Below are 15,020 nucleotides of genomic sequence, written 5' to 3'. Positions count from 1 at the left end.
CGGGGATGCGGGGCCGGCTCAGCGCGAGAGCTCGCGGAACACCTCGCCGAGGCCGCGCTCGCGCACGGCGAGGTGCTCCAGGCGCCGGCCCTCGCGCGACGCCCACGCGAGGAGGATCCCGAGGTCGCGCTGCGGCTCGGTCGTGCGGATGACGACGGTGCCGTGCTCGACGCCGGCGTCCGGGAGCGGCAGCTCGGCGCCGCCCTCGGCGCGGAAGCGGATCTCGCTCGCGCCGTCGGCGAGCTCGGCGAGCGTGCCCTCGCGGACGAGCGCGCCGGCATCCATCAGGCCGATGCGGTCGGCGTTCGCCTCCGCCTCCTCGAGGTAGTGGGTCGTGAGGAGGATCGTCGCGCCCTCCTCGCGGAGCCGCGCGACGACGCCCCAGAGCGCGTCGCGCGCGGAGGGATCGAGGCCGGTCGTCGGCTCGTCGAGGAACAGCAGCTCGGGGCCGCCCCAGGCGGCCATCGCGAAGTCGAGGCGGCGGCGCTCGCCGCCCGAGAGCTGCGCGGTGCGGGTGCCGGCCCGGTGACCGAGCTCGACGAGCGCGAGCAGGCGCCGGGGGTCGTCCTGGCGGCCCGAGACGGCGCCGGCGAGCGCGAGCGCCTCGCGGGCGGTGAGGTCGGGGGCGAGGCCGGAGTCCTGCAGCATCATGCCGATGCGCGGGCGGATGCCGGCCCGGTCCCGGGGGTCGGCCCCGAGGACGCGGACGCGACCGGAGGTCGGCGCGCGGTGCCCCTCGAGGATCTCGAGCGTCGTGGTCTTGCCGGCGCCGTTCGTGCCGAGCAGCGCGTACAGCTCGCCGCGGCGCACCTCGAGGTCGAGGCCGGTGACCGCGAGGGTCGACCCGTAGGCGTAGCGCAGCTCGCGGGCCTCGAGCACGACCTCGGTCGCGGTGGCGTTCGCGTGCCGGCTGGCGGGGATGGGGGCGGTCGTCGTGGTCATGGACCCAGCCTCGACGGGGGCGGCGGCCCCCGGTAGTGCCCGTGCGCCACATGCCGGGCATGACATCCGTCACCTCCTCGCACGACGGCGGCGACGGGGCGGGGCCGCCTTGCTAGCGTGACCGTGTGACCCGCCAGCCGCACCCCCGAGACGCCGGCGGGCGGCCGCTGCGCACCATGCGCAGCTACACGACCTGGTCGCTCGTGGGCGCGATGGCCTTCTGCACGGCGACGGTCGCGGTCGGCATCGTCCCGCAGGACCGCGTCCTCGCCGCAGTCGCCGTCGGCGTCGGCGCGATCACGACCTGGCACTCCTGGTACTGGGAGCGCGGCGGCCCCTGGTGGCTCACGGCGCTCGCCGTCGCCACGGGGCTCGGCCTCTGGTGGACCGTCGTGATCATGAGCGCGCCGACGATCGCGGTCGCGCTCCCGGCCATCACGATCGCGGTCGTGACGGCGGCGGGACCCCTCGCCGGCTGGGGCTGGACGGCGGCGGGCGGTGTGCTCCTGCTGCTCCCGACGATCCCGGTCGCCCTGCTCGAGGGTCCGGGCATGGCGGTGCTCATCGCGGTCGCCGTCGCGGTGGGCTACGGGGTCGCCGTCACGCTCATCCGCTTCACCCACTACGGCTGGGGGCTCTCCCTCGAGCTCGACCGGGCCCGCCTCCAGGCGGCCGAGCTCGCCGTCATGCAGGAGCGCTACCGCTTCGCCGCAGACCTCCACGACATCCAGGGCCAGGCCCTCCACGTCGCGCGTCTCGACCTCCAGCTCGCCCGGCGACTCGTGGATGCCGACCCGGCGCGCGCCGCCGCGACCCTCGCGGAGGTGGAGGAGCTGCTCGCGTCGACGATCGCCGAGACGCGCTCCCTCGCCTACGGCGAGCGCGAGGTCGCCCTCGCGAGCGAGCTCGCGAACTCGGGCGAGCTGATCCGGGCCGCCGGCATCGAGCTGGAGGTCGTCGGCGAGCCCCGCACCGGCGGTCCGCTCGACGCGCTGCTCGGTCTCGCCGTCCGCGAGACGACGACGAATCTGCTGCGGCACGCGCAGCCGGCGCATGTGCGCATCGACTTCCCCTCGGGCGGAGTGCGGATCGTCAACGACGGCGTCGACGCCCCGATCCGCGAGCCGCGGGGGCTCGCCCGGCTCGGCGAGCGCGTCCAGGCCGCCGGCGGGGTCCTCACGAGCCGCGCCGAGGGCGACACCTTCACGACCGAGGTGCGCCCCGCATGAGCGCGCCGGTCCGCGTCCTCCTCGTCGACGACGAGACGCTGCTGCGCTCGGCGATCGGCTCGCTGCTCGGCCTCGCACCCGAGCTCGAGGTCGTCGCCCAGGCGGAGCACGGCGGCCGCGCCGTCGAGCTCGCGGCCGAGCACCGGCCGGACGTCGTCGTCATGGACCTCGAGATGCCCGTGCTCGACGGCGTCGAGGCCGCCGAGCGCATCCTCCGCGAGGCGCCCGAGACGGCCGTGCTGCTGCTCACCCGACACGGTCGCCCCGGCGTGCTCAAGCGGGCCCTCGCGGCCGGCGTCCGCGGCTTCATGCTCAAGTCGATGGACGCCGAGGAGCTCGTGCGCGTCATCCTGCGACTCCACGAGGGGCGCCGCTGGATCGATCCGGAGGTCTCGGCCGCCGCCATGATGGACGACAACCCGCTCACGGAGCGCGAGGTCGACGTGCTGCGGCTCACGGGCGAGGGGCTCTCGGTGCGCGAGATGAGCGGCCGTCTGCACCTCGCCGGCGGGACGGTGCGGAACTACCTCTCGGCCGCGCTGCAGAAGACGGGTGCCGAGTCGCGTCACCGGGCGGCGCGGATCGCGCGCGAGCGCGGATGGATCTGAGGCGCGCCTGTCGAGCGGCAGGCGCCGAGTCAACCGAGCCTGGCGCGGATGCGCTCCACGAGGGCGCCGAAGGCGAGGGCGCGGTGGCTCACGGCGTTCTTCTCCTCGCGGCCGAGCTCGGCCGCGCTCCGCGACTCCCCCGCCGGCTGGAACACCGGGTCGTAGCCGAAGCCGCCCTCCCCGGCCGGCGTCTCGAGGACGCGACCGGCCCAGCGCTCGGTGACGACCTCCTCGTGCTCGCCGTCCACGAGGGCCGCGGCGCACACGAAGGCCGCCCCGCGGTCCGCAACGCCCTCCAGGTTCGCGAGCAGCAGCCGGAGGTTGTCGCCGTCGTCGCGCGTGCCGGCGTAGCGTGCCGAGTGGATGCCGGGGGCGCCGCCCAGCGCGTCGACCGCGATCCCGGAGTCGTCGGCGATCGCCGGGAGCCCCGTGTGCCGGGCGGCCGCGCGCGCCTTGATGAGCGCATTCTCGGCGAAGGTCGCGCCATCCTCGACCGGCTCCGGCCCGTCGTAGGCGAGGAGCTCGTGCTCGCCGAGCCGCTCGCCGAGGATGCCGCGGAGCTCCTCCACCTTGTGGGCGTTGTGGGTGGCGAGGACGATCTTCACCCCGCCAGCCTAGGCGGGGAGCGCGCCGGGCGGCCTGCACCCCGGTGCCGCCCGTGGGCGACCCGGCCGACTAGCGTCCGAGCGCCGCCGCCTGCAGACGCGTGAGCTCGGCCGTGCCCGAGAGGGCGAGCTCGAGCATCGCGTCGAGCTCGCGCTTGTCGAAGGGCGCCCCCTCGGCCGTGCCCTGCACCTCGACGAAGGCGCCGCGGCCCGTCGCGACGACGTTCATGTCGGTCTCGGCCGTCGAGTCCTCCGTGTACTTCAGGTCGAGGAGCGGCTGGCCCCCGACGATGCCGACGCTGATCGCGGCGACCGAGTCGGTGAGCGCCTGCGCCTTCTTCGCGACGAAGCCGCGCTCGCGTCCCCACTCGATGGCGTCGGCGAGCGCGACGTAGGCGCCCGTGATCGCCGCGGTGCGGGTGCCGCCGTCGGCCTGCAGCACGTCGCAGTCGATGACGATCGTGTTCTCGCCGAGCGCCTTCGTGTCGACGACGGCGCGGAGGCTGCGGCCGATGAGGCGCGAGATCTCGTGCGTCCGGCCGCCCACGCGGCCCTTGATCGACTCCCGGTCCATGCGGCTGTCGGTGGAGCGCGGGAGCATCGCATACTCGGCGGTGACCCAGCCGCGGCCCTTGCCGGTGAGCCAGCGCGGCACGCCGTTCGTGAAGCTCGCGGTGCAGAGCACCTTCGTGCGGCCGAAGGAGATGAGCGCGCTGCCCTCCGCCTGCTCGCTCCAGCCGCGCTCGATCGTGACGGCTCGGAGCTGATCGGCCGTGCGGCCGTCCTCGCGCTGGGTCATGGTGCCTCCAGGGGCTCGGGCGCCGACATCCGCGGCGTCTGGATGGGGATGGTGCCGGTCGCGAGGTGCTCGACGCGCGTCACCTCGGGGCCGAGGAAGCGGGCCGCGAGCCGGCGGAACGCGGCCTCGTCGCCGCCCGTCGACTCGAAGGTGTACGAGGGCGGCTCGGGCGAGCGCCGCTCGAGCCCGTGCGAGACGAGCGTGCGGTAGACGTCCGCCGCCGTCTCGTCGGCGCTCGAGACGAGACGGACCTCGTCGCCGACGACGTACTGGATCGCGGCCGACATGAGCGGGTAGTGGGTGCAGCCGAGCACGAGCGTGTCGATCCGCGCGTCGCGCAGCGGCGCGAGGTACTCCTCCGCGATCGCGAACAGCTCATCGCCGCTCGTCACCCCGGCCTCCACGAACTCCACGAAGCGCGGGCAGGCGCTCGTGAACAGCTCGAGGTGGGAGGCGGCGGCGAAGGCGTCCTCGTAGGCGCGCGACTGCACGGTGCCCTCCGTCGCGATCACGCCGACGCGGCCGTTGCGGGTCTGGCGGACGGCGGCGCGCACGGCCGGCTGGATCACCTCGACGACGGGGATGCCGTAGCCCTGCGTGAAGCGCTCGCGGGCATCCCTGAGCATCGCGGCGGACGCGGTGTTGCAGGCGATGACGAGGGTCTTCACGCCCTGCGCCACGAGGTCGTCCATGACCGCGAGGGCATACGCCCGCACCTCGGCGATCGGCTTCGGCCCGTAGGGCGAGTGGACGGTGTCGCCGACGTAGAGGATCGACTCCCGCGGGAGCTGGTCGATGACGGCCCGCGCGACGGTGAGCCCGCCGACCCCGGAGTCGAAGACGCCGATGGGGGCGTCGGTCGCGGGCACGGGCGTCACGAGGAGCCACGATACCCGTCCGCCGATAGGCTCTCGCTATGACGAGCGCGCTCCTCACCGACCGCTACGAGCTGACGATGATCGATGCGGCGCTGCGCGACGGCCGGGGCGAGCGGCCCTGCGTGTTCGAGCTCTTCGCGCGCCGCCTCCCGAGCGGCCGCCGCTACGGCGTCGTCGCCGGCACCGGCCGGCTCCTGGCGGAGCTCGAGCGCTTCCGCTTCGGGGATGCCGAGCTCGCCTGGCTGCGCGAGGAGGGCGTCGTGAGCGGCCCGACGCTCGACTGGCTCGCCGACTACCGCTTCCGGGGCACCATCCGCGGCTACCGCGAGGGCGAGCTCTACTTCCCGGGCTCGCCGATCCTCGTCGTCGAGGGCGGCTTCGCCGAGTCGGTCGTCCTCGAGACGCTCGCGCTGAGCATCTTCAACTACGACTCCGCGGTCGCGAGCGCCGCCGCCCGCATGGTGCAGGCCGCCGACGGCCGCCCGCTCTCGGAGATGGGCTCCCGCCGCACCGGCGAGCGCTCGGCGGTCGCCGCCGCCCGCGCCGCCTCCATCGCCGGCTTCCGCGCGACGAGCAACCTCGAGGCGGGCCGCTCCTGGGGCATCCCGACCATGGGCACGGCGGCCCACGCCTTCACCCTCCTCCACGAGACGGAGCGCGAGGCCTTCGAGGCGCAGGTCGCCGCGATGGGACCGGGCACGACCCTCCTCGTCGACACCTACGACATCGAGGAGGGGGTGCGGACGGCGATCGAGGTCGCGGGGACGGGGCTCGGCGCCGTGCGCATCGACTCCGGCGACCTCGCGCCCACGGTCGCCGCCGTCCGCGCGCAGCTCGACGCGCTCGGCGCGACGGCCACGCGCATCACCGTCACGAACGACCTCGACGAGCACGCGATCGCCGCGCTCCGGGCGGCGCCCGTCGACGGCTACGGCGTCGGCACGTCCCTCGTCACCGGCTCCGGCTCCCCCGCCGCGGGCATGGTCTACAAGCTCGTGGCCCACCAGGACGCCGACGGCTCCTGGCATCCGGTCGGCAAGCGCTCCGACGGCAAGTCGACCGTCGCGGGCCGCAAGCAGCCGATCCGCACCCTCGATCACGGGGTGGCGACGGAGGAGACGATCTACGTCGAGGATCCGGAGGTCGTGCCGGAGCCGGGCCGCGGACTGCTCGTCGATCTGGTGGCCGGCGGCTCGATCGAAGCCGCGCACCTGGGCGCCGAGGGGGTCGCCGCGGCACGCGAGCATCACCGGCAGGCGATCGAGGAGATGCCGCTCGAGGCCTTCTCACTGGGTCGCGGCGAGCCCGCGATCCCGACCGTCTACCGCTGAGCGCGGGTCGCCCTACTTCTTCATGCGCTCGTAGACGCGCTTGCAGTCGGGGCAGACCGGGAACTTCTCGGGGTCGCGGCCCGGGATCCACTTCTTGCCGCAGAGCGCGCGCACCGGCTTGCCGGTGAGGGCCGACTCGAGGATCTTGTCCTTCGGCACGTAGTGCGAGAAGCGCTCGTGGTCGCCGTCCTCGAGCTGCTCCTCGTTGAGCAGCTTCTCGAGCTCGCGGTCGAGCACATCCGTGCCGCCGCCCTGACCGGGACCATCCGCTTCACGCATGCCGACATCCTCGCACGCCGCGGGGCGAGTGGCTCAGCTCTGGAGGGATGCGGCGAGCAGCTCCGGCCCGCGGCGCTCGAAGGCGCGCGCGCCGAGCGCGATCCCGGCGGCCGCGACGAGCACGCCCGCCCCGATCCCAAGCCCGAGCCCCGACCACGACCAGCGGTCGACCTCGGGCGTCGTGAGCGCCTGCCAGCCGGCCCAGAGCGCGGGCACCGCGACGACCATGGCGCCGAGGAAGGTGAGCGCCTGCGTGCCGCCGGGGCTCCCGGTGGAGGCCTGGGGCGCGTCGAAGGCGCTGTCGCCGGGGCGGGGCGCCGGGTACGGGAAGCGGGCGGAGACGGCGCTCGAGATGCCGATGGCTCCGAGCAGGAGGGCCGCGCTGACCCCGGCGACGACCGGCACGAGCCGCGAGTCGCCGACGATGGCGGCCGTGAGCGGCGCGCCGATCGCGATCATGACGATCCCGATCACGAGCGGCGGCACGAGTCGGCCGAGGCGGTCGGCGAGACCGCTCGTCCCCGAGACGACGTGCAGCCAGATCGCGCTCGAGTCGTGGGCGACATCGTTGTGGAGGGTCGCCCACGCGAGCACGAGCACCATGAGCGGCAGCGCGACGAGTGCGGTCGTCGAGATCGGGACCCCGCCGACGAGGCCGACGCCGACGATGAGGAACGGCAGCAGCGGGAGGAACGCGAAGGAGCCGGCATAGCGCGGGTCGCGCAGCCAGTAGGTGACGCTGCGCGCCGCGACCGCCCCCGTCGGCCCTCCCCCGAGGATGCGGAACCAGCCGGCCGAGAGGTCGATCCCGATCCGGCGGCGGACGACCGAGCCGCGCATCGCGACCGCGATCCACAGCATCCACGCCCCCCAGAGGACGGCCGCCGCGAGGACGCCGCCGAGCAGGATGCCGGCGTCCGCGCCGCCGAGGCCGTCGCGCGCGAGCACCGGATGCTGCGCGAGCACGGCGACGGGCGTCCCGTCGAGGGAGGCCGCGAGCTCGGCGAGACGTCCGAAGGCGTAGCGCGGGTCGCCGACGAGCACCGGCAGGAGGCGGATCGCGAGGAGCACGAGCACGAGCACCGCGACGACGCGGGCGACGCGCGTGCCGAGGCCGCGCGAGGACGAGCCGCCGATGACCCGCCCGATGACCGCGAGCAGGAGCCCGACGAGGTAGATCGAGACGGCCGAGGCGAGCGCGGCGGCGGGGGGCGCGCCGGCGCGGCTCCAGGCGTCGACGAGGCCGACCGCGGCGATGCCGAGCACGAGCGAGGGGAGGCTCAGCACGGCGTAGCCGAGGAGCACGAGCGCGACCGCCGGCGCGCGGAGCCCGAAGGGGATGAAGGCGCGGGGATGCGCGGGGTCGGGCGCGCGGCGCAGCACCGGGACGAGGAGGGCGAGCACGGGCGTCCAGGTCGCGAGGATGAGCGTCGCATCCTCGAGTGCGCCGTCCGGCCGCCCGGCGAGCCCGCGCAGGAGCGCGATCGCGAGCAGCGGCGCCGCGATCGCGGCGAGGATCGCGATCGCGCGGCTTCCGACATCCCGCCGCGAGCCCCGGAGGGTGTTGGCGATGACGCGGAGCCTCAGTCCGAGAAGCTCTGCAACCACTCCATGCCCTCCACCGCGGTCGCGCCGCCGGCCAGCTCGACGAAGCGGTCCTCGAGCGAGGACCCCTGGAGCACCTCGGTCATGGGGCCGGAGGCGAGCACGCGCCCCTCGGCGATCACGGCGACCGAGTCGCAGACCCGCTCGACGAGGTCCATGCTGTGGCTCGACATGAGCACGGTGCCGCCGGCCCGCACGTAGCGCTCGAGCGTCCGGATGACGACCGCGGCCGAGACGGGATCGACCGACTCGAAGGGCTCGTCGAGCACGAGCAGCCGCGGCGAGTGGATGAGCGCGGCCGCGATCGCGACCTTCTTCGTCATGCCGATCGAGTAGTCGGCGACGAGACGGCCGAGGCTGCCCGTGAGGCCGAAGGCGCTCGCGAGGTCGGCGGTGCGGGCCCGGACCGTCGCACGGTCGAGGCCGCGGAGGGACCCGGAGTAGGCGAGCAGCTCGCCGCCCGTGAGGCGGTCGAAGAGACGCAGGCGGTCGGGCAGCACGCCGACCGAGCGGCGGGCGCCCTTCGGGTCGGCCGCCACGTCGATGCCGTTGATCGCGATCGAGCCCGCGTCGGCGCGGATGAGCCCCGTCAGCATGGAGAGCGTCGTCGTCTTGCCGGCGCCGTTGGGGCCGACGATGCCGAAGAAGCTCCCGGCGGGCACCTCGAGGTCGATCGAGTCGACCGCGACGGTGCCGCCGTAGCGCTTGAGGAGGCCGGTGAGCACGACGGCGGGCGCGGCGGCATCGGCCGCGGGAGCGGACGTCGGCTCGGGCTCGGCGACCGGCTCGGGCGCGACGGGCTCCGCGACGACCGGCTCGGGCGCGAGGACCGGCTCGGGCTGGGCGGCCTCGGGCTGGACGGTCTCGGGCTGGGCGGCCTCGGGCTCGACCGCCTTCGCAGCCTGGGCGGCGCGGGATGCGGGCGTCGAGCGCGTGCGGGTGGCGCTGCTCGCGGCGCGGGAGCGGTTCGGCCGCGCCGGGGGCTCGGACGCGCCGACCGCGGCCTGGGGCTCGGTCTCGGCGGCGGTCTCCGTCGACGACTCCTCCGCGCCGGTCGAGCCGACGGCGGAAGCGGTCTCGGGGTCGGCCGTCAGCGGCTCCGCGGCGGTCGCCGCCGCCGCATCCGCGGCCGTGGTCGTCGCCGCGGCGGCTCGCGCGCGCGTCGCGGCGGGCTTGCGCGCCGCCGCGGGCTTCGCCGCGGTCGACTTCGCGGCAGTCGACTTCGCCGCCGTGGTCCGGGGCGTTCCGGCCGCCTTCGCGGTCGTCGACCGCGTCGTGCCGGTCTTCGCCGCGGCCGGCTTCGCCGCCGTGCCCTTCGCCGCCGGGCTCTTCGCCGCCGCGGCCTTCGCGGTCGTCGTGCGCGGCGTGGTCGACTTCGCCGCCGCGCTCTTGCCGGTGCTGCTCTTCGCCGTGCCCGACTTCGCAGCGGAGGGCTTCGCGGCGGCGCGGGCCGTCGTCGCGCGAGGCGACGGCTTCGCGGTGCCGCTGTTCGCGGTGCCGCTCTTCGCGGTTCCGGCCTTCGCGGCCGTGGTGCGGGCGGCGGGCTTCGCGGCGGCGCGGGGCGTGCTCGAACGCGGTGCGTGCGCGGCCGGCGCAGCGGACTCCGCCCCCTCGGACGACGAGGCGCGCTCGCCTGTCCCCTGCTCGTCGTCTCGCTCCACCGGACTACCGTACCAATGCCGCGTGAGGTCGTCTCACCGGGTTCCACACCCCTGCTCGGCCCGCTCGCGAGCGGGTCCGAGGCGGTCACGAATCGGTCACGGATCGCGCCTCCCCCTGGTCTCTCCAGGCCCGGTCATTACAATTCCGGGAGGCACAACGGTGTGTCGTGTACCCGGATGTCATGTGAACGTCATGTGAACTCCCCGCGCACGACGCGGGCCCGGGCAGACTGAATCCGATCGCGGCGTCGCCGTGATCGCGTGAGGAGACAACCGTGACCACCCAGATCGTGATCCTGGCCGCAGGGATGGGCAGCCGCCTCGGCCGCTCGCTGCCGAAGCCGCTCACCGAGCTGAGCGACGGCCGCACCATCATGCAGCAGCAGTTCGACAACATCCACCAGGCCTTCGGCAAGAAGGCCAAGGTGACGATCGTCGTCGGCTACAAGATGGAGTACATCGTCGAGGCGTTCCCGCAGGCCGACTTCGTCTACAACGAGCAGTACGACCAGACGAACACCTCGAAGAGCCTGCTCCGCGCGCTCCAGGCGACGAAGCCGGGCGGCGTGCTGTGGATGAACGGCGACGTCGTGTTCGACCCGGCCGCCCTCGAGCGCGCCGCGAAGCTCGTCGCGCAGGATCAGAGCTTCGTCAGCGTCAACACCGCGAAGGTCTCCGACGAGGAGGTCAAGTACACGACCGACGCCGAGGGCTACATCCGGGAGCTCTCCAAGACCGTCAAGGGCGGGCTCGGCGAGGCCGTCGGCATCAACCACGTCTCCTCCGGCGACCGCGGCGCCCTCGTCCGCCACCTCGAGCGCGTCGAGGACCAGGACTACTTCGAGCGCGGAATCGAGCTCGCGATCGAGCGCGACCGGCTACGCTTTGAGCCGGTCGACATCTCCGACCTCTACGCGGTCGAGATCGACTTCGCCGAGGATCTGGAGCGAGCGAACCTCTTCGTCTAGACATCGGGGGTTCCGACCGAGTGAGGAACCCGAGATGAGCGACACCACGGCAGAGCGCCCGGCCCCGGCCGGGCGCTCTTCGTCGCCCGCGACCCGGTATCGGCGATCGCTCTGGCTCTTGACGAAACGCGACCTTCGCGTCCGCTACTCGACCTCCGCGCTCGGCTACCTCTGGTCGATCCTCGACCCGCTCCTCATGGCGGGCATCTACTGGTTCGTCTTCACGCAGGTCTTCAACCGCGACAGCGTCGGCCACCACCCCTACATCGTCTTCCTGCTCTCGGCCCTCCTCCCCTGGATGTGGTTCACCGGCAGCGTCTCGGACGCGACCCGGGCGTTCACGCGCGAGGCGAAGCTGATCCGCTCGACGACGATCCCGCGCTCCATCTGGGTGCTGCGGCTCGTGTGCTCGAAGGGGCTCGAATTCCTCTTCAGCCTGCCGGTGCTGGCGGCCTTCGCGATCTGGACCGGCGCGGAGCTGCGCTGGGAGATCGTCTTCTTCCCGGTCGCGATCGTGCTGCAGGCGATCCTCATCTTCGGGATCGGGCTCATCGTCGCGCCGCTGGTCGTCTTCTTCCGCGACCTCGAGCGGGCCGTGAAGCTCGTCCTGCGATTCATGTTCTACGCCTCGCCGATCATCTACGGCCTCGCCGATCTCCGGGACCTCGGGCTCCACCAGCTCGCCGCCTTCAATCCGCTCTTCGGGATCTTCTCGCTCTACCGCGCCGCCTTCTTCGAGGGCCAGCTCGACTGGTACGTCATCGGCGTCGGCGCCGCGATCTCGGTCGCCCTCCTCGTGATCGGGCTGCTCGTGTTCCGCCGCGCGATCCCGACCGTCCTGAAGGAGATGTGATGGCCGCCGAGCGATCCCCCCGGACGGGCACGATCCGCGTCGACGCCGTCGGCATCCGATTTAAGCGCAACCGCTCGTCGCGGCGCAGCTTCAAGGACCTCTTCGCGGGCTCCCGCCGGCGCACCAAGCCGAGCGAGTTCTGGGCGCTCCGCGACGTCAGCTTCGAGGTCAGCCCCGGCGAGGCGATCGGCGTCGTCGGCCGCAACGGCCAGGGCAAGTCGACGCTGCTCAAGCTCGTCGCGCAGGTCATGCTCCCGGATGAGGGGCACGTCCACGTCGAGGGCGGCGTCGCGCCGCTCATCGAGATCACCGGCGGCTTCGTCAACGACCTCACGGTGCGCGACAACGTCTACCTCACGGCCGGGCTGCACGGCATGACGAAGGCGGAGATCGACGCCGCCTTCGACGAGATCCTCGACTTCGCCGAGATCCACGACTTCGTCGACACCCCCTACAAGCACCTCTCGAGCGGCATGAAGGTGCGCATCGCCTTCGCCGTCATCTCCCGGCTCGAGGAGCCGGTGATGCTCGTCGACGAGGTCCTCGCGGTGGGCGACAAGGCCTTCCGCGAGAAGTGCTACCGCCGCATCGAGGAGCTGCTCGCGGGCGGGCGCACCCTGTTCTTCGTCTCGCACAGCGAGCGCGACCTGCTGCGCTTCTGCACGCGCGGCCTCTATCTCGACCAGGGCTCCCTCATCCTCGACGCCCCCATCCGCGAGGTCGTCGACCGCTACAACGCCGACTACAACGCGGGCTGAGGATGCGACGGGCGCCCAGCCTGGATGGCTAGCGTTGGGCGCATGACCGTGCTCCCGCCCGCCGGACCCGCGAGGACGCCGAACGTGCACCCCCGGGTCGCGCAGGGCATCGACGCCCTGCTCAGCGTGCAGCGGCCCGTCGTGCTCGCCCACATCCGCAGCATCCGCGCCCGACGGCCGGACGCCTCTCCCGAGCAGATCGTCCGCATCCTCGAGCGGCGCTACCTCGCGGCGGTGACGAGCGGCGGCGCCCTCGTCGGCGCGAGCGCCGCGATCCCGGGGGTCGGGGTCGGCGCCTCGCTCGCGCTCTCGGGCGTCGAGACGGCGGGCTTCCTCGAGGCGAGCGCGCTCTTCGCGCAGTCCGTGACGGAGATCCACGGCATCCCGCTGGAGGATCCGGAGCGGGCGCGGACGCTCGTCATGACGATGATCCTCGGCAACGGCGGCAAGGACCTCATCCAGCAGTTCGCGAGCCAGGCGGCGGGCGGGCCCGCGATGCGCAACGCCTACTGGGGCCAGCTCATCACCTCGAGCCTGCCGAGCGCGGCGCTCGGACAGATCGCCGATCGCGTGAAACGGGCCTTCGTCCGGCGCTTCGCGGCCTCGCAGTCGGCGACCGTCGTGGGGCGCGCGATCCCCTTCGGGGTGGGCGCGGCGATCGGCGGCACCGGCAACCACCTCCTGGGACGGAAGGTCATCGAGTCCTCGCGCTCCGCCTTCGGGCCGCCGCCGCCCGTGTTCCCGACGACGCTGGATGCGGTGCTGCGCCCGCCGCGCGACCCGCGCCCGCCGCGCCGCATCCCCGTGCTCTCGAACCTCCGCCGGGGGCGGAAGGAGCTGCCGGAGCTCACGGAGCTGCCGGACCGCGAGCCGGGGAGCTGAGGGCGGGGCCGGTCGCTCAGAGCGAGAGGTGGAGGCGCAGCGCGTCGTCGATCTCGGCCATGCGCTCAGGGATGACCGACCCGAGGACGCCGAGGATCCGTCGACGAGGCGGATGTCGTCCTCCGGGATGCTCAGGCTGACCTTCAGACCCGAATCCTCCCGCGGTGGGAAGGAGGAGTGCCGTACCGGATTCCGGCTGAGGCGGCCGAGCCCGGCGGCCAGCGCCGCGGATCGAGGTCTCAGCCGGTCCTGCGCACGGCGCGAGAGATCAGTCGCCGCCGCCCGGCATCCCCTCGTCGTCCTCGTCGTCGAGCGGGTCGGACTCGCTCGAGCGCGGCTCCCCGGCGTGCAGCTCGGCGTGGCGCGCCCACTCGCCCATGAGCTGCTCGATCGCGGCGTGGAAGCGCGCGGTCGTCGCGCCGGGACTGGTGTCGCCGAAGTGGTGCCGCGCCCAGTGCTCGAGGTTCTCGCGTGCCGCCGGGTCCCCCTGGACCTTCTCGACGAGCTCGAGGACGCGGCCCGCCTCGGGGGCGCGAAGCCATTCGGCCGAGCCGAGGAAGCCCTCCTCGTCGATCTCCGCATCCGGGGAGACGGGGCGCGCGACGATGATGGGCCGGCCGGTCGCGAGCCGGTCGTAGACCATGGCCGAGATGTCGGTGATCGCGACATCGGCGTGCGCGAGCTGCCAGCCGAGGGCGGGGCCGTCGTCGAAGACGTGGCGCGCGCTCGCATCCTGCGCGTTCGCGGCGGCGATCGCCTGGATGATGCGCTCGTTGGCGGCCCGGTAGACCTCGTCGATGACGCCGCTGCGAGGATGCGGGCGGTAGACGAGCCGATGGCGCGGCGAGGCGAGCACGGCCTCCGCGAGCGCGACCCCGTGGCTGGCGATCGAGCCGTACGCGGCCGCCGGGCGGTCGCCCTCCCAGGTGGGGGCGTAGAGCACGACGGTGCGCTCGTCGGGCGTGTAGGGCAGCTCGCCCTCGCCCGCGAAGTGGTCGGCCTGCGGGCGGCCGATCGGGAGCGCCTTCCGCTCGACGTCGAAGTCCCAGAGCTTGCGGCTCAGCCGGTCGATCGCCGCCTGCCCCGCGACGAGCGCGTAGTCGTAGGCCTTGAACTGGTTCGTGGTCATGTACATCTTGTCGGACTCGCCGTGGTTGATGAACGTGTGCCACATGCGGCCGTACCGGAACATCTGGAAGTTCTTGGTGTTCTGGTTGACATAGAGCACGATCCGGATGTCCTGCTCGGCGACGAACTCCTCGAGCTCGACGACCGACCGCAGGTACATGACGGGGAGGCCGGACTCCTCGTTGATCGTGAGGGCGGAGCCGGGGCTCCGGGTGATGATCGCGACCGGGTGCACCTTCGCGAGCTCACGGAGCGGCGCGTACCACTGGCGGATCTGGTAGAGGTTCACGCGGGTGTCCGCGAAGTACACCGCGATGCGGATCGTGCCCGCCTCGGGACGCGGGAACTCGCGCTCGCGCCGCACGATCTCCCGACGCGTGCGACGCGACCGGATGATGTTGCGGAACACCTTCCGCGCGGACGTGATGTCGGTCCTCAGCGACATGCGGGACGGAACCTCCTGTGATGCCGACCCGCGGCTGGCGGGCCGCATC

At 73.5% G+C, this 15,020-nt stretch carries 15 protein-coding genes; 7 read left to right on the top strand and 8 right to left on the bottom strand.

The window, feature by feature from the left end; genetic code table 11:
* Positions 1-18: 18 nt before the first annotated feature.
* On the bottom strand, positions 19-942 hold the full coding sequence (locus OF852_RS00930; protein ID WP_271119942.1) for an ABC transporter ATP-binding protein: 924 nt from the start codon (positions 940-942) through the stop codon (positions 19-21).
* A gap of 125 nt (positions 943-1,067) precedes the next feature.
* On the opposite strand from OF852_RS00930, the gene OF852_RS00925 reads away from it, so the two are divergent.
* Together OF852_RS00925 and OF852_RS00920 are read left to right on the top strand one after the other, a co-directional pair.
* A complete protein-coding gene (locus OF852_RS00925; protein WP_271119941.1) occupies positions 1,068-2,171 on the top strand; it encodes a sensor histidine kinase in 1,104 nt (367 codons plus the stop codon).
* Positions 2,168-2,779, top strand: coding sequence for a response regulator transcription factor (locus OF852_RS00920; RefSeq protein WP_271119940.1), 612 nt, complete (start codon positions 2,168-2,170; stop codon positions 2,777-2,779). The genes OF852_RS00925 and OF852_RS00920 overlap by 4 nt, the downstream gene beginning before the upstream one ends.
* 29 nt (positions 2,780-2,808) lie before the next feature.
* On the opposite strand, the gene rdgB is transcribed toward OF852_RS00920, so the two are convergent.
* The 3 genes from rdgB to murI form a co-directional block, all read right to left on the bottom strand.
* Positions 2,809-3,384, bottom strand: coding sequence for an RdgB/HAM1 family non-canonical purine NTP pyrophosphatase (gene rdgB / locus OF852_RS00915; protein ID WP_271119939.1), 576 nt, complete (start codon positions 3,382-3,384; stop codon positions 2,809-2,811).
* A 70-nt stretch (positions 3,385-3,454) separates the two neighbouring features.
* Positions 3,455-4,183: a ribonuclease PH gene (gene rph, locus OF852_RS00910; RefSeq protein ID WP_271119938.1), complete on the bottom strand. Its 729-nt coding sequence runs from the start codon at positions 4,181-4,183 to the stop codon at positions 3,455-3,457.
* Complete coding sequence (murI, locus tag OF852_RS00905; protein ID WP_271119937.1) at positions 4,180-5,061, bottom strand: glutamate racemase; 882 nt, start codon at positions 5,059-5,061, stop codon at positions 4,180-4,182. The genes rph and murI overlap by 4 nt, the downstream gene beginning before the upstream one ends.
* 38 nt (positions 5,062-5,099) lie before the next feature.
* Here murI and OF852_RS00900 point away from each other — a divergent pair, with 38 nt between their 5' ends.
* Positions 5,100-6,392, top strand: coding sequence for a nicotinate phosphoribosyltransferase (locus OF852_RS00900; protein WP_271119936.1), 1,293 nt, complete (start codon positions 5,100-5,102; stop codon positions 6,390-6,392).
* 12 nt (positions 6,393-6,404) lie between these two features.
* On the opposite strand, the gene OF852_RS00895 is transcribed toward OF852_RS00900, so the two are convergent.
* Genes OF852_RS00895 through OF852_RS00885 form a run of 3 tightly spaced genes read right to left on the bottom strand, consistent with a single transcriptional unit; the run spans position 6,405 to position 9,937 of the window.
* Entirely contained in the window at positions 6,405-6,671 is a 267-nt protein-coding gene (locus OF852_RS00895) for a DUF3039 domain-containing protein (protein ID WP_271119935.1), read from the bottom strand.
* A gap of 33 nt (positions 6,672-6,704) precedes the next feature.
* On the bottom strand, positions 6,705-8,279 hold the full coding sequence (locus tag OF852_RS00890; protein ID WP_271119934.1) for an ABC transporter permease: 1,575 nt from the start codon (positions 8,277-8,279) through the stop codon (positions 6,705-6,707).
* Positions 8,255-9,937 (bottom strand): ABC transporter ATP-binding protein, encoded by a 1,683-nt coding sequence (locus OF852_RS00885; protein ID WP_271119933.1) that lies wholly within the window; start codon positions 9,935-9,937, stop codon positions 8,255-8,257. The genes OF852_RS00890 and OF852_RS00885 overlap by 25 nt, the downstream gene beginning before the upstream one ends.
* Before the next feature lie 275 nt (positions 9,938-10,212).
* On the opposite strand from OF852_RS00885, the gene OF852_RS00880 reads away from it, so the two are divergent.
* The 4 genes from OF852_RS00880 to OF852_RS00865 are packed head-to-tail and all read left to right on the top strand — an operon-like array spanning position 10,213 to position 13,398.
* Positions 10,213-10,905 carry a phosphocholine cytidylyltransferase family protein gene (locus OF852_RS00880; protein WP_271119932.1) on the top strand — a complete coding sequence of 231 codons (693 nt, stop codon included), beginning with the start codon at positions 10,213-10,215 and terminating at the stop codon, positions 10,903-10,905.
* A 34-nt stretch (positions 10,906-10,939) separates the two neighbouring features.
* Positions 10,940-11,758: an ABC transporter permease gene (locus tag OF852_RS00875; protein ID WP_271119931.1), complete on the top strand. Its 819-nt coding sequence runs from the start codon at positions 10,940-10,942 to the stop codon at positions 11,756-11,758.
* Positions 11,758-12,516: an ABC transporter ATP-binding protein gene (locus tag OF852_RS00870; RefSeq protein ID WP_271119930.1), complete on the top strand. Its 759-nt coding sequence runs from the start codon at positions 11,758-11,760 to the stop codon at positions 12,514-12,516. Before OF852_RS00875 ends, OF852_RS00870 begins: the two co-directional genes overlap by 1 nt.
* 42 nt (positions 12,517-12,558) lie before the next feature.
* Complete coding sequence (locus OF852_RS00865) at positions 12,559-13,398, top strand: hypothetical protein (protein WP_271119929.1); 840 nt, start codon at positions 12,559-12,561, stop codon at positions 13,396-13,398.
* A gap of 268 nt (positions 13,399-13,666) precedes the next feature.
* Here OF852_RS00865 and OF852_RS00860 read toward each other — a convergent pair whose 3' ends face one another.
* A complete protein-coding gene (locus tag OF852_RS00860; protein WP_271119928.1) occupies positions 13,667-14,971 on the bottom strand; it encodes a CDP-glycerol glycerophosphotransferase family protein in 1,305 nt (434 codons plus the stop codon).
* Positions 14,972-15,020: the final 49 nt, after the last annotated feature.

It is taken from the genome of Homoserinibacter sp. YIM 151385 (assembly GCF_027912415.1).
Classification (GTDB): Bacteria; Actinomycetota; Actinomycetes; order Actinomycetales; family Microbacteriaceae; genus Schumannella.
The sequence above is the reverse complement of the archived record's forward strand: the minus strand, read 5'-3'. Positions and strand labels throughout refer to the sequence as shown.